The organism is Acidovorax sp. sif0632, assembly GCF_019218805.1.
In the GTDB taxonomy this organism is placed as follows: Bacteria; Pseudomonadota; Gammaproteobacteria; order Burkholderiales; family Burkholderiaceae_C; genus Acidovorax; species Acidovorax facilis.
The window spans coordinates 109,888-123,538 of sequence record NZ_JAHUWW010000002.1; the positions used below are offsets into that span (position 1 = coordinate 109,888).

12 protein-coding genes are annotated in these 13,651 nt (G+C 64.9%); 4 read left to right on the forward strand and 8 right to left on the reverse strand.

Annotated elements, in window-relative coordinates; translation table 11 throughout:
- Positions 1–60 precede the first annotated feature (60 nt).
- The gene (locus KW832_RS05560) at positions 61–999 is read left to right on the forward strand and encodes a LysR substrate-binding domain-containing protein (protein ID WP_218299169.1); all 939 of its coding nucleotides are present in this window, start codon (positions 61–63) and stop codon (positions 997–999) included.
- A gap of 82 nt (positions 1,000–1,081) precedes the next feature.
- Here KW832_RS05560 and KW832_RS05565 read toward each other — a convergent pair whose 3' ends face one another.
- On the reverse strand, positions 1,082–1,528 hold the full coding sequence (locus KW832_RS05565; RefSeq protein WP_055400197.1) for a GatB/YqeY domain-containing protein: 447 nt from the start codon (positions 1,526–1,528) through the stop codon (positions 1,082–1,084).
- 213 nt (positions 1,529–1,741) lie between these two features.
- A complete protein-coding gene (gene rpsU, locus KW832_RS05570) occupies positions 1,742–1,954 on the reverse strand; it encodes a 30S ribosomal protein S21 (protein WP_005799779.1) in 213 nt (70 codons plus the stop codon).
- A gap of 415 nt (positions 1,955–2,369) precedes the next feature.
- Here rpsU and KW832_RS05575 point away from each other — a divergent pair, with 415 nt between their 5' ends.
- Entirely contained in the window at positions 2,370–5,642 is a 3,273-nt protein-coding gene (locus KW832_RS05575; RefSeq protein WP_082437538.1) for an EAL domain-containing protein, read from the forward strand.
- A gap of 28 nt (positions 5,643–5,670) precedes the next feature.
- Here KW832_RS05575 and KW832_RS05580 read toward each other — a convergent pair whose 3' ends face one another.
- From KW832_RS05580 to KW832_RS05590, 3 genes are all read right to left on the reverse strand, one after another.
- On the reverse strand, positions 5,671–5,985 hold the full coding sequence (locus KW832_RS05580; protein WP_218299170.1) for a hypothetical protein: 315 nt from the start codon (positions 5,983–5,985) through the stop codon (positions 5,671–5,673).
- 89 nt (positions 5,986–6,074) lie between these two features.
- Positions 6,075–7,328, reverse strand: coding sequence for an NAD(P)/FAD-dependent oxidoreductase (locus KW832_RS05585; RefSeq protein ID WP_218299171.1), 1,254 nt, complete (start codon positions 7,326–7,328; stop codon positions 6,075–6,077).
- A gap of 67 nt (positions 7,329–7,395) precedes the next feature.
- Positions 7,396–8,571 (reverse strand): ABC transporter substrate-binding protein, encoded by a 1,176-nt coding sequence (locus tag KW832_RS05590; protein WP_218299172.1) that lies wholly within the window; start codon positions 8,569–8,571, stop codon positions 7,396–7,398.
- A 271-nt stretch (positions 8,572–8,842) separates the two neighbouring features.
- On the opposite strand from KW832_RS05590, the gene KW832_RS05595 reads away from it, so the two are divergent.
- Entirely contained in the window at positions 8,843–9,328 is a 486-nt protein-coding gene (locus tag KW832_RS05595; RefSeq protein WP_218299173.1) for a DUF4124 domain-containing protein, read from the forward strand.
- A 38-nt stretch (positions 9,329–9,366) separates the two neighbouring features.
- Here KW832_RS05595 and KW832_RS05600 read toward each other — a convergent pair whose 3' ends face one another.
- Positions 9,367–10,500, reverse strand: coding sequence for a sterol desaturase family protein (locus KW832_RS05600; protein WP_218299174.1), 1,134 nt, complete (start codon positions 10,498–10,500; stop codon positions 9,367–9,369).
- Positions 10,501–10,624: 124 nt separating this feature from the next.
- Between KW832_RS05600 and KW832_RS05605 the strand changes: the two genes are divergently transcribed.
- Positions 10,625–11,113, forward strand: coding sequence for an acyl-CoA thioesterase (locus KW832_RS05605; protein WP_010459986.1), 489 nt, complete (start codon positions 10,625–10,627; stop codon positions 11,111–11,113).
- A 69-nt stretch (positions 11,114–11,182) separates the two neighbouring features.
- Here KW832_RS05605 and KW832_RS05610 read toward each other — a convergent pair whose 3' ends face one another.
- Both KW832_RS05610 and KW832_RS05615 read right to left on the reverse strand, forming a co-directional pair.
- A complete protein-coding gene (locus KW832_RS05610) occupies positions 11,183–12,622 on the reverse strand; it encodes a cellulase family glycosylhydrolase (RefSeq protein ID WP_218299175.1) in 1,440 nt (479 codons plus the stop codon).
- 157 nt (positions 12,623–12,779) lie between these two features.
- The gene (locus KW832_RS05615) at positions 12,780–13,535 is read right to left on the reverse strand and encodes a methyl-accepting chemotaxis protein (RefSeq protein WP_369801390.1); all 756 of its coding nucleotides are present in this window, start codon (positions 13,533–13,535) and stop codon (positions 12,780–12,782) included.
- Positions 13,536–13,651: the final 116 nt, after the last annotated feature.

The window sequence follows — 13,651 nt, forward strand, 5'->3', positions numbered from 1 at the left end:
TTATTCCGAGCGCCATCAAAAACTACAATCCGCCAACTGTGGCTCCATCATTCACACATCGTGCATAAAAACCCAGCTGCCGACGATTTGCGCGTTTTCACGGCGGTGGTGCGCAAGTCCAACTTTGGCGCGGCTGCTGCCGAGCTCGGCACGTCGCCCGCCTACGTGAGCAAGCGCATCCGCCTGCTGGAGCAGGACCTGCAGGTCAAGCTGCTGCATCGCACCACCCGCCGGGTGGCGGTGACGGAGGAAGGCGAGCGCGTTTTCCACTGGGCGCAGCGCATCCTGGACGACATGGAGCAACTCATGCAGGAGGTGGCCATCACGCGCAGCGAGCCGCGCGGGCTGCTGCGCGTGAGCAGCAGCTTCGGCTTTGGGCGGCAGATCGTGGCGCCTGCGCTGTCGCGTCTGGTGGAGCAGCACCCGGGGCTGCAGGTGCGGCTGGAGGTGTTCGACCGGCTGGTGGACGTGGCGGGCGAAGGGTTTGACCTGGACGTGCGCGTGGGCGATGAAATTGCCCCGCACCTCATTGCCCGCCGCCTGGCCGACAACCACCGCGTGTTGTGCGCAGCGCCCGCCTACCTGCAGCGCAAGGGCTCGCCGCGCACGGTGGCCGACCTGGCCGCGCACGATTGCCTGGTGATCAAGGAGCGCGACCACCCGTTTGGCGTGTGGCGCCTGCGCAGCGGCGCGCAGGAAGAGTCGGTCAAGGTGCGTGGCCCGCTGTCGGCCAACAACGGCGAGATGGCCGTGCAGTGGGCGGTGGACGGGCGTGGCGTGGTGCTGCGGTCGTTGTGGGATGTGGGCGCGCACCTGCAGATCGGGCGCCTTGTGCAGGTGCTGCCGCAGTGGCAGCAGGAGGCCAATGTGTGGGCCGTGTACCCCACGCGGCTGGAGCGGTCGGCCAAGGTGCGAGTGTGTGTGGAGTTTCTGCAGGAGCATTTCCGCTCCGGTTGGATGGCGCGGGATGCCGACGCGGGGGTAAGCACCCCGGTTTGAAGCAAAAATAGCTGCTACCGCCCGTCTGACAAGCGGTAGCAGCTATCAAAAAAATACTGACTGGGTGGTGGTGAGGGGGCGATCAGCCTGCCAGCGCAGCCTTCACAGCGGCCGACACCTGGCCCATGTCGGCCTTGCCCGCAAGGCGGGTCTTGACCACGCCCATCACCTTGCCCATGTCGCCAGGGCCTGATGCGCCGATTTCGGCCACGATGGCCTTCACGGCAGCCAGCGTTTCTTCGGCCGACATGCGCTCGGGCAGGTAGGCCTGCAGCACGGCCATCTCGGCCTTTTCCTTGTCCGCCAGGTCCTGGCGGCCAGCGCCTTCAAAAGCGGTGATGGAATCCTTGCGCTGCTTGATGAGCTTGTCCACGATGGCGACCACGGCGGCGTCGTCCAGCACGATGCGCTCGTCCACTTCCTTTTGCTTCATCGCAGCCTGCAGCAGGCGGATGGTGCCCAGGCGCTCGCTGTCCTTGGCGCGCATGGCGGTTTTCATGTCTTCGGTGATCTGGTCCTTGAGGCTCATGGCGGCTTCCTTTTTTGGGTTTCAAACAGGGACAAGGGTTTGCCAAAAGGCTTTCTGGCTAGGCGTCAACGCCGCAGACAGTAGTCTCGCTACGGCAAGGCGTTGCAACGACGCCAGAAAGCCTTTTGGCAAACCTGAAAAACAAAAACCCGCGCTTGGCGTCCCTAGCGCGGGTTCTGGGACCCAAGCAAAAAGCTCGGGGCCGAAGATGGATCAGTACATCTTCTTGGGCAGTTGCATGCTGCGAACGCGCTTGTAGTGGCGCTTCACGGCGGCTGCCTTCTTGCGCTTGCGCTCGGCGGTGGGCTTTTCGTAGAACTCACGGGCGCGCAGGTCGGTCAGCAGGCCGAGCTTTTCAATGGTGCGCTTGAAGCGGCGCAGTGCAACGTCAAAGGGTTCGTTTTCTTTTACGCGGATCGTAGTCATTAGCTAATGGTTTTCCAAATGGTGCCTGCAGAGGGGCTTGGGGAGATCGGGCCTCAAGTCCGTACAAAGCGGTTTCCCCGTCTGTAACTAGTATTTGGCCGACGGGGCATTGCCAGCAAAGCCGGAGATTATAGCCTTTGTGGCGCGGATGAGAAGTACCCCCTGTGCAGCTCTCTGCGTCCCGTCCCTCGCTGCGGGGCGCCGCCACTGATGGCCTGGCTGGGCAAGGGCCATGTGGCACTGCTGAGGGCCGCGCCCGAATAAGGACTGAGGTCGTTCTCACCGGAGACATTGCCTTCGTCCATCCTCGGGCCGCGCAATGGCGTGGAAATTGCTTCATGTTGTAACAATCACTTACCACCGTCGGTGGGTTGCCCAGGTCACCCGCCCGGGCGGGCCTGCCGCTACAGACACCATGGCATTCATGCACCGCGTTTCGGGCTGGCTGGGCCGCCTCAGTGTGGGGCGCAAGCTCATGCTCATCTACCTGCTGGACCTGTCGGCGGTGATCTATGTGTCCAGCATTCTGATCCACGAAAAGTACGTGGCCATCGATTTCACACGCAAGGAGATCGTGGGCACCACGTATGCGGCGGTGCTGCGCGACGGGCTCATGGGGCAGTTTCTGGATGCATCCCAGCAGCCGCCGCTGGCGGGCGATGTGATTGCACGGCTGACGGGTGTGCGCAAGGCGTATGACGAGCAGTTGCGCACACAGGAAGTGGGCGAACGCTTCAGCATGGTGCTCGGGCAACTGGCCGCCAGGCCGCCGTCTGCAACGGATGCGCAGGTGCTGACCGGGATGCGCAGCCAGCTGCTGCGCGAGGGCCGCGAGCTGCTGACCACGGTAGGCAACCAGTCCAACCTGATTCTGGACCCGGATCTCGACAGCTACTACGGCATGTCGCTGGTGGTGCTGCGGTTTCCAGAACTGCTGCAGGCGGTGCACGACACGGTGGTTTTCTTGAACGCGGCGCAGACCGGGCGCGGTCCGCAGTGGTCCTTTGAGCTGCTCACGCTGGTGGGGCGGCTGGATGCTGTGATGCAGGGCATTGAGGCGGACTACAACCAGGCATTCATCGCAGGCTCGCCCGAAATGCGGGCGGCCTTGCAGGGGCCGCGCGAGGCGCTCCACCAATCCCTGGAGGGCTTCCAGGCGTTGTTGCAGGGTGTGGCGGCGGGGGAGTCGCGCCTGACCATGGCGCAGGTGGGCACGCAGCAGATGCAGGTGCTGGGCGCGCTGCGCGATGCCTGGACGGTGGGTATCGTGGACCTGGAGCGGCTGCTCAACCGCCGTGTGGATGGGCTCTTCGCTCGCATGTGGCTGCATTTGGGCACCGCGCTGGTGCTGCTGGGCTGCATCCTCTCCCTCGTGACGCTGGTGGCGCGGCAGATCGCCAAGCCGCTGCAGCAACTGGCGCGGGTGGCCGACGAGGTGCGCAAAAGCGGCGACCACACACTGCGCGCGCACTGGGTCAGCCGTGACGAGATCGGGCGTCTCGTCACGGCTTTCAATGAAATGCTGTCCCAGCTTGACCGCGACCGCGTGCTACAGCAGGAGCTGGCCGCCAGCGCGCGCGCGGCCGAGGCCCAGCGCGAGCTGGTCGAGGCCTTCCCCATCCCCATGGTGGTCACCTCGGTGCCCGAGCACGAGGTGCTGCACTCCAACGCCCCGGCTGCCCACTGGCTGGGTGACCGCAAGACCGACCCGTGGGCCGTGGGGCTGGAGCCCGGCGTGCGGGCGCGCTTCTTCCAGCGCCTGGCGGACCAGGGCTCGGTCGATGAGTTCGAGGTGCGCTGGAAGGGCACCGCCGAGCCTTCCTGGGCCGTGCTGTCGGCGCGGCGCCTGCAGTTCCAGGGGCGCGATTCGGTGCTCACCGCGTTCACACCCATCAATGTGCTCAAAGTGATGGAGCAGCGGCTGGAGCTGTGGGCCAAGGTGTTCGAGGCCTCGTCCGAGGGCATCATCATCATGAACGCCGATCAGCAGATCATCAGCGTGAACAAGGCGTTCTGCCGCAGCACGCACTACGACTTTTACGAGGTCATCGGCGAGGACCTGGGCTTTCTGCTGGAAGAGTCGGGTGCCGAGCCGCTGTCGGCGCAGATCCACCGCACCATGCTCGACAAGGAGTCGTGGCAGGGCGAGGTGCGGTTTCGCCGCCGCTCGGGCGAGACCTATCCGGCCTGGCTCATGGTGTCGGCCGTGCGCGAGACCAAGGGTGGTACGTTGGCCAACCACATCGGCATCGCCATCGACATCACCGACCGCAAGCGCAGCGAAGAGCGCATTCAGTTCCTGGCGCACCACGACGTGCTCACCGAGTTGCCCAACCGTTCGCTGTGCGTGCAGCGTCTGCAGATGGCGCTGGCGCAGGCGCCGATCACGGGCGAGAAGGTGGCTGTGCTGTTCATCGACCTGGACCGCTTCAAGGCCATCAACGACACGCTGGGTCACCACATCGGCGACGGCCTGCTGCGCTCGGTGGCCGGGCGCCTCACGCAGGCCGTGCGCAGCCGCGACACGGTCAGCCGCCTGGGCGGCGACGAGTTCGTGGTGGTGATGCGCGACGTGGCCGGGCGCGAGGATGTGCAGCAGCTGGTGGAGCGGCGCCTGATTCCGCTCATCCGCCAGAGCCACCCGGTGGAAGGGCACGAGTTGAACGTGTCGTGCAGTGTGGGCATCGCCGTCTACCCCGAGGACGGCAGCGACATCGACGAGCTCATGCGCCGTGCCGACGCCGCCATGTACGAGGCCAAGACCACGGGCCGCGACATGGCGCTGTTCTATTCGGCCGAGACCGACCAGCGCGCGCTGGCCCGCCAGACGATGGAGCAGCAACTGCGCCGCGCGCTGGAGCGCCAGGAACTGAGCCTGCACTACCAGCCGCGCCTGTCCGCCAAGGGCGGCGGCCTGCTGGGCGTGGAGGCCCTGCTGCGGTGGAACAACGCCACCCTGGGCCACATCCCGCCCAGCGAATTCATCCCCATTGCCGAGGAGACCGGCATGATCCGCGCGATCGGCGGCTGGGTGCTGCAGCAGGCTTGCGAGCAATGGGTGCGATGGCAGGTGCCGCTGTCGGGCCCATCCGCGCGCGGGCTGGTCCATCCGCTGGCGCATGTCTCCATCTCGGTCAACCTCTCGGCCGCGCAGCTGGCTGACCCTCTGCTGGTCAGCGACATCGAGGCACTGCTGGCGCGCACCGGCATGCCGGCCCACCGGCTGGAGCTGGAGATCACCGAGTCACAGCTCATGGACAACGCCCACGCGGCCGAGCAGCAACTGGCCGCGCTCAAATCGCTGGGCGTGCAGCTGTCCATCGACGACTTTGGCACCGGGTATTCCAGCCTGGCCTACCTCAAGCGCTTTGACATCGACCGGCTCAAGGTGGACAAGTCCTTCGTGCACGACATGCTGAGCAACCCCGCCGACATGGCGATCACGCGCGCCATCATCGCGCTGGGCCACACGCTGGGCCTCAAGATTGTGGCCGAGGGGGTGGAAGACTTGGCCACGGCCCAGGTGCTGAGCGCGCTGGACTGCGAAGAGCTGCAGGGCTACCACTTTAGCCGCCCGCTGCCGCCCGAGGCGCTACACGCCTGGGCCTTGGAGCACGGCGTGCTTCAGGGCGCGTCGGTACGGGGGCTGGGTTTTGGCAGTACGCAGCCTGCACCGCTGTGGGGGTGACCCGGCCCTCAGCGCCCGTCCTTACCCATCAGGCAATTCGGATGTGCAGCGCGAGGGCCAGTCCGACCAGGATGGCGCCCGGGGCCATATTGCCCAGCCACAGCGAGGTGCGTGAGGTCGAGCGGCCCGAGATGCGCGAGTCGGCTCGCAGGTAGGCATCGCCCTCATCAGTGCGCAGCCACCAAACCATCACCGCGCCCCCGGCCAGCGAGCCCACGCCCAGCGCTGCGAGGATTGCGATGAAGATGTTTCCGCCAATGCTTGCTGCAGGGACGAGGGCAATTAGTGCGCCCACGGCCGTTGCGGCCGCTTGGTACTTTTCTGCGCGTTCGAATCCATCCATGCCGTGGCTCCCGCCGTATCACCGGTAAAGCGATGTGTTGTTGCCTGGAGTTTAGGTGCGATGCCCCTCCCGATTGAGAACGGAGTGTTTCAGTGACCCGCTGGCGGCAACGCCTGTGCGCACGCCGCAGCGCTGGCCCAGGCCCACTGGAAGTTGTAGCCCCCCAGCCAGCCCGTCACGTCCACCACTTCGCCAATGAAGTACAGGCCGGGCTGCGTCTTGCACTCCATGGTCTGCTGCGACAGCGCCTTGGTGTCCACGCCGCCCAGCGTGACCTCGGCCTTCTTGTAGCCCTCGGTGCCCGTGGGCGTCAGCTCCCAGCGCGCCAGCTGCTCGGCCAACCGTGCCAGGGCCTTGTCGCTGGCCTCGTTGATGGGGCGCTGCCAGTCGGCCTCGCGCTGCGCCCAGGCGTCGGCCAGGCGGCTGGGGACCAGGGTGGCCAGTTCGTTGGCGATCAGCTTGCGCGAGCGGGCCTTGCCCTGCGCCAGCGCGGCGGGCAGATCCACCGTGGGCGCGAGGTTGATGGCCAGCGGAGTGCCTTCCTGCCAGTAGCTGGAGATCTGCAGCACGGCCGGGCCCGAAAGGCCCCGGTGGGTGAACAGCAGGTCTTCGTCGAAGGCCGTACGGGCTTTCTTGGCACCGGTGCTGATTTGCACCGGAAGCGCCAAGCCGGCCAGCTGTGCATACGGCGCCCAGCCCGTGCCATCAAAAGTCAGCGGCACCAGGCCTGGGCGGCGCTCGACGAGCGGGATGTTGAACTGCTGCGCCAGTCGGTAGCCAAAGTCGGTGGCGCCGATCTTGGGAATGGACAGCCCTCCCGTGGCAATGACCAGCGAGCGCGCTTGCACCGGGCCACGGTCAGTATCAATTTGATAGCTGGTAGCGCTTGATGGATAAGCGCCAGGGGCCAAAAACTTTATATTTTTGACCGCACAAGGTTGCCAGTGCGTCACCTGGCCCGCCGCGCACTCGGCCAGCAGCATGGCAATGATGTCCTCGGCCGAGCGGTCGGCAAACAGCTGTCCCTTGTGTTTTTCGTGGAAGGCAATGCCGTGCTTTTGCACCAGCGCAATGAAGTCGGCGGGCGTGTAGCGTGACAGCGCCGAGCGGCAGAACTGCGGGTTCTGCCCCACAAAGTGTTTGTGGGGCGCGGCGGGGTCCAGGTCGCGGTTGGTGAAGTTGCAGCGCCCGCCGCCCGAGATGCGGATCTTTTCGGCCACCTTTTCGGCATGGTCGATCAGCAGCACCTTCAGGCGCCGCTGGCCCGCCTGGGCGGCGCAGAACAGGCCGGCGGCGCCGGCGCCGATGATGACGACGTCAAAAACAGGGGAAGTGTGGGACACGGTGATGAACAGGCAGCGGTGACAGGGCCGCCATTGTCGCCGCAGCGTTCATGGGGCCCTCACGCCATCACTGTCGGTACACCCCGCCAGAGCCCACCACCGCGATGTCCACGTAGTTCGAGCCGTGGTGGTTCTGTGGGCTGAACTGGTAGCTGTAGCCGCCCAGGTCAAGGTTGCCCAGGCCTTCCATGGCCTGGACCAGGCTGGCCCGGGTGACGCCAGGCCCTGCTGCGCGCAGGCCTTCAATCAGCACGCGCGCATCCATGTAGCCGGTGTAGCGGTCGTAGTCCACAGGCTTGTCGTGGCGCTTCATGGAGGCCTGGAAGTCCCGCGTGAGCGCAATGGTGGGCTTGGTGGGCGAGGGGCCGGTGCGTGCAACGGCCAACCCGCGCGCGTCGTCACCCAGCGCCTTGAGCACTGCGGAGCCTGCGCCCAGCGACAAGGTGTAGACCGGCACTCCGAGGTGCGCGCGGTTGGCCCGCACATAGGCCACCACGGGCGGCCCCGCCGCCACCAGCAGCACGGCTTGTGGTTTCTGGGCGGCCAGGGCCTTGGCCGCGTCGTTGGCGTCTGCCCCGGTTGGCGCGATGGCATGCGAGCCGGCCAGCGTCGCGCCTTCGGCGGCAATGGTTTTTTCGACCAGCGGCAGCAGCAGCTTGCCAAAGTCGTTGTTCTCGTAAGCCACGGCAATGCGGGAGGTCTGCACTGCCACCAGGTTGCGCACGATCTTGACCAGCTCGTCGGCATAGCTGGCGCGTGTGGTGAAGAGGTAGGGATGCTGCTGCGCCCGGATGGCAGGGCTGCCCGTGTACACCGAGATCAGTGGCAGCTTGGCTTGCACCAGGTAGGGCAGCAGCGCCATCACTTGAGAGGTGCCAGACACGCCCAACAAGGCCAGCACGCCCTCCTTTTCGCTCAGCTGCCTGGCGTTCTCCAGCGTGCGGCGCGGATCGAACCCGTCGTCGAGCGTCACCAGTCGAATCTTGCGTCCGCCAATGCCGCCCTTGGCATTGGCGTCTTCCACTGCAGCGTCCTGTCCTTCATGGATGGGCGCAAGAAAAGGGGCCATGCCACCCGATAGCGCGGTAGACCGGCCAATGAGGATGTCGCCCTTGCCCGGAGCGGGTTGCGCCCTGGCAGACAGGCTGGCCAAGGCCGCACCGCCTGCCAGTGCCAGCACGAGGCTGCGGCGGCGCGCCTGGGAAAGCCGCTGGTTAACGGGCAAGGCAACGTGGGTCTTCATCAAGCAGCTCCTCCTGGTCGTGGCCACCGTGGCCTCAAGGTGCGGCGATGGTAGGAGTGCGGTAGCCGCGCACCCACCGGGTTTTTACCGGGGGTGCGTCAAGTTAGGGACAGGCGTCTATCCCTATCCCTTTTTGAGACTGGAGCGGCTGCCCCCAGCCCTGGGGCACGCCTTGTTGGTGTCGGTCAAGGGCTCGATGCCACCAAGGAGGCTCTGAACCGGTCGTGCGCGGCGCGGTAGCATGTGGCATCCACCCGCCGAGGACTATTCCATGAAACCGATACGCTGTGCCGCCTGCGCCCTGGTGCTGGGCTTTCTGGCCCCGGCCTGGGCCGTCAACAAATGCACGGATGCCGATGGCAAGGTGTCGTTCCAGGATGGCCCTTGCCTGGGCCAGGGCGAGAAGATCGAGGTGAAGCCAGCCATGCAGGGCGTCACCCCTGTTCCACCTGGCCCCTCCACCGCGAAGGAGGGCGCCTTCGGCCCCACCTGGCAGCGCAAACACTATCTGCAGAACCAGGGCGTGCCGCAGGCGCGCGCGGCCCTCGAACGCAACCAGCAGGAATGCGCGGCAACGGCACCGGATGCTGCAGTGGCCCATGCAGGCCCCCTGCGGCGCAGCACCCTGGCACAAGGCTCCCAGTTCGCGCAGGAACGCGCGGCTGCAGCGGGCAAGGACAAAACCGCGTGTGAGGCCCGAACCGAGGAGCTGCGTAACCAGCTCAAAGCGCTCGAAGCCGAACTCGGCAAGCTGTAGCCCTCCTCGGTGGGGGAGGGGGGAGGCGCCTCAGCCTCTCAGCCCTTCCAAGTGAACGGAAACTTGAACTGCTTCACAAACCCGTTGGGCACGTAGTCGCCCAGCACGCCGTAGTGTTCGGGCCAGAGCTTGGTGCTTTTGACGGCGGTGCCAAACAGGTAGTCCAGAAACGCAAAGTGCGCAGCGTAGTTCTTGTCCAGCGCCTCCTGGTCCTGGCTGTGGTGCCAGTGGTGGAAGTTGGGCGTGACGAGCACGTAGCGCAGCGGGCCCAGGCGCACGCTCACGTTGGCGTGGTTGAACACGGCCTGGAAGCCCACGATGACGATGTAGGCGTCGATCACTTCCTTGCTGAAACCCAGAACGTAGATGGGCGCCAGCACCAGTGTGCGGGTGATGAGCAGCTCCAGGATGTGCTGGCGCGAGCCGGCCATCCAGTCCATGCTTTTCACGCTGTGGTGCACCGCATGCAGGCGCCACAGCAGCGGCACCTCGTGGTAGGCGCGGTGCGTCCAGTACTGCACCAGGTCGGCCACGAGCACGATGAGGAACAGCGCCACCCAGAAGTTCAGGCCCTGTACCCAGCCGCGAATACCGTCGTTGGCCGCCCAGCCAAAAAATTTGTGCACGATGAGGTTGGTGGCCAGGAGCACAAAGCCCACCACCATGTGGTTCACGATGAAGTGGTGGAAGTCGGTTTGCCACTCGGCGCGGAAGATGGGCTGGTCCTTGCGCAGTGCAAAGAGTTTCTCGATGAATATGAAGATCAGTGAGCTGCCCAGCAGGTCGAGGATGAACCAGTCCAGGCCGATGTACGGTGTGTTGTCAGGGAAGTTCGGGTCCACCTCCACCTTGTGGCCGCCCAGTAACGCCGCCAGCGCCACCATGGCAAAGGCAAACGTGGCCAGCCAGCGCGAACGGTTGAAGAGGATGTTGACGAGGGAGATGCCCCCCGCGATGGCCATGGCGGTCAGCATGATGGTGCGAATCACCGTCACGTTGTAGCTCTTGCGCAGCTGTGGTGTCGTCAGGTACTCGGGGAAGTGGAAGGCCAGCACGCCCAGAAAACACAGGATGGCCAGCGTGAGTGCAATCACGCCCGACACCAGCCCGCGCCCGGTGCGCAGCGCGCCATGGCTTTCGGTGAATTCATTGAGCTTGTCGATTTCGAGCATGGTTTCCCCTCTGGCCTCCCGGCCTGCTTGGCTTTTTTGATGGGCCGTGATCTGGCTTGTGTGGCGCGAGTGTAGCGGCCTGCAGCGTTGCGCCTGCGACACGGGGGAGCCCTAAAATCGCGGCATGAACATCCCTTCACACCAACTCAGCATGACGGTGCTGATGTCCCCCGACATGGCCAATTTTTCGGGCAATGTGCACGGCGGGGCCATTCTCAAGCTGCTGGACCAGGTGGCCTATTCGTGCGCAAGCCGCTATTCGGCCTGCTATGTGGTGACGTTGAGTGTGGACCAGGTGATGTTTCTGCAGCCCATCCATGTGGGAGAGCTGGTGACCTTCCTGGCTAGCGTGAACTACACCGGTTCCTCGTCGATGGAGGTTGGTATCAAGGTGGTGGCCGAAGACATCCGCTCGCAGGTGGTGCGGCATGTGAACAGCTGCTTCTTCACGATGGTGGCAGTGGACGAGGCGCGCAAGCCGGTGCAGGTGCCGCCGCTGTCGCCTTCCACGCCCGACGAACGCCGCCGCTGGGATGCGGCACTGCTGCGCAAATCCTTGCGCAAGGAGCTGGCGGAGCGTTTCAGGCAGGTGCGCGAGACTGCTGGCGGGTAGGCCGGGAACCCGGAACAAAAAAGGGCCCCTGCATGGCAGGAGCCCTTGTTCAATGGGGGAAAAAGTTGCTTAGCGCGCGGCGCAGAAACCGAATTCGGCCGCTGCCCCGGGGGCGAGGGTCTTGTTCCAGTCCACGCCGGACGCGTTCAGGTTGCTGCCAGCCTGCGTCCATGTGGCATTCCAAAGATTGTTGATGGTGCCGCTCACGGGGATGGTGATCGCCCAGTTGCCAGCGGCGGTGCCCTGGTTGGTGACGCGGACCCGCTGGCAATAGCCTGCGTTCCAGACGCTGTCCATCATCTCCTGCACCGAGAAGCCACCGGTAGGCGTCGGTGGGGTTGGCGTTGTCGGCGTTGTGGGGGTGGTTGGCGTCGTAGGTGTTGTTGGCGTCGAACCATCGCCCCAGAGGCGCTGCAGCAACTGGACCTTGTCGGTGCGCACGGTGGTCCAGTCATCGTCCAGAATGCCGCCGGTGTCGCCGCTGTTGGGGTTCCACGACCAGTAGAAGCCGCTGCGCATGCCCTTGCCGACCATGTAGTCCACCAGCGCGTTCTGCCACTGCACATCCCGCGCATCGCCCCGGCCAAATTTGCCGCCGAACTCGCCCAGCATGACGGCATAACCGGCCTGCACGAACTGGCCAAAATGCTGGTCCCAGATGGCCGGCATGTTGCTTGGGAAGTTCGAAGCATTGAAGTAAGGCTGCACGTAGACATCCGGCCCGTAGGTGTGCGGCGCCAGCAGCAGGCGGTTGGCGGGGATGTTCAGGGGCGTGCAGGCCAGAGGTTCGAGGTTTCCACCCCAGAAGTGCGCGTTGCTGCCCGAGCAGCTGGGGTTCTCGCCGATGCCTTCCACGGCAATCAGCCAATGGGGAGCTAGCGGCAATATGGCAGCGGCTGCGCGCTCGGCGGCGCGGTTCCAGTCGGTGGCGTTGTTGCCCGTGCCCCAGGTGGCGGCGCCGTGGGGTTCGTTCTTGATATCGATGCCGATGACGCCGGGTACGCCTGCGTAGCGCTGGGCGACAAAGGTCAGATCACTGATCCATTGCTGTTCGCTGTAGCTCTGGGTGTACCAGAGTTCACTGATGGTCTGGCAATCGGGGGTGTGATGGTCCAGCAGCACATACATGCCACGGTTGCTCAGTTCCGTGACTACCTTGTCCATCACCTGGATGGCCGAGAGGCCCTGCAGGTCGGCATTGCGGCCGTAATCGATGCTGCTGGGCGGCGCCGAGCCGTGCAGGGTGGCGGGGCAGAACGGCAGGCGCACGGCGTTGAAGCCCTGGGCCTGCATTTGCGTGATCATTTCAGTCCAGTTGCGCGCCCACAGGCCATGCACCACATGGTTGTTGGTCTCAAAGCCAAACCAGTTGACGCCGCGCAGCTGGATGGCCTTGCCCGCACCGTCCAGCACCTTGCCTGCGTTGATTTCGTAGCTCAAGGCCATGCTGGTACTTGCCAGCAGGCAACCGGCCAACGCCAGGCTCTTGCACAGGGTGGTGATCTTCATGGCTTACGCATCTCCCGAAAGTGTTGTGTGTCTGGCGTGAAAGAGGACAGGCCCGCTACAGCCGGGCTACGGCCCGGTGGTGGGCTGAGTGTGGGCGCTCTGCCCATCGGCCACCGTTTCCAATGGCTGTCAATTGTAAGTGCCTGTTGCGCCCTTTTCAGGCTGCGCCACGGCTGCGTCCAGCCAGCGATACTGCCTGTAGCGAAAGGCCGTCTATTTCGTTGGTGATACCCGACAGTACGTTGGCCACCACCGCAAATTCCCGTCCGTGCTGGCCTGCGCGGGCGGCCATGACCTGGGCATTGAAGCTGACCACCTTGGCCTCGCGGGCCACGGTCTGGATGGACGCCACGATGCCCGCCAGTTCTTTCATGAGGGTTTCGGACTTGGCCTTGCCCACTTGATCGAACGCGGTGGTGGCGGTATTCAAGGCCTCCAGTGCGCTGTCGGTGGACTCCACCAGCCGCGCCAGCGCGTCTTCCACACGCGGGCTGTGGCGCTCTGCCAGGTCCAGCGTGGTGCCCACCTGCTGTGCAAACGCATCAATCGTGGCGCCAACGCCGTTAGGGCCGTGGTAGGTCTTGCGGATGATGTCGCCGTTGGCGGCATCCAAGTGACCGGCAGTGTCTACCAGCTTGGCTTGGCTGTCGGTGAACAGCGTCAATGAGCTGCGCGCCGCCTTCATGTGCAGATCGCTGCCGCGTGCGGCCAGCACCGTCTGCAACACCATGCGCTGCGACAGCATGCGCTGGCGTGCCGCCAGGTTGACCAGCGACATCTCGCCGTCACGGCTGGTTGAAGACCCGGCCTTGGGCGCCAAAGACAGCGTCGAAGAGGGGGGCGAAAAGGACGTCGAAGCTGGCATTGAGGAAGTGGCCATGCCGTTGCGGGTGGAGATGGGGAAGGCTGCCATGGTGTTCCTTGTGCTGATTGCATTCAGATACATCTGGTCAAGCAATACCCGGGCCAGTGTCACGGTCGCAGCCGTTTTCGATGCGATGGATGCAGACGCACTGACGAGGTTTGGCC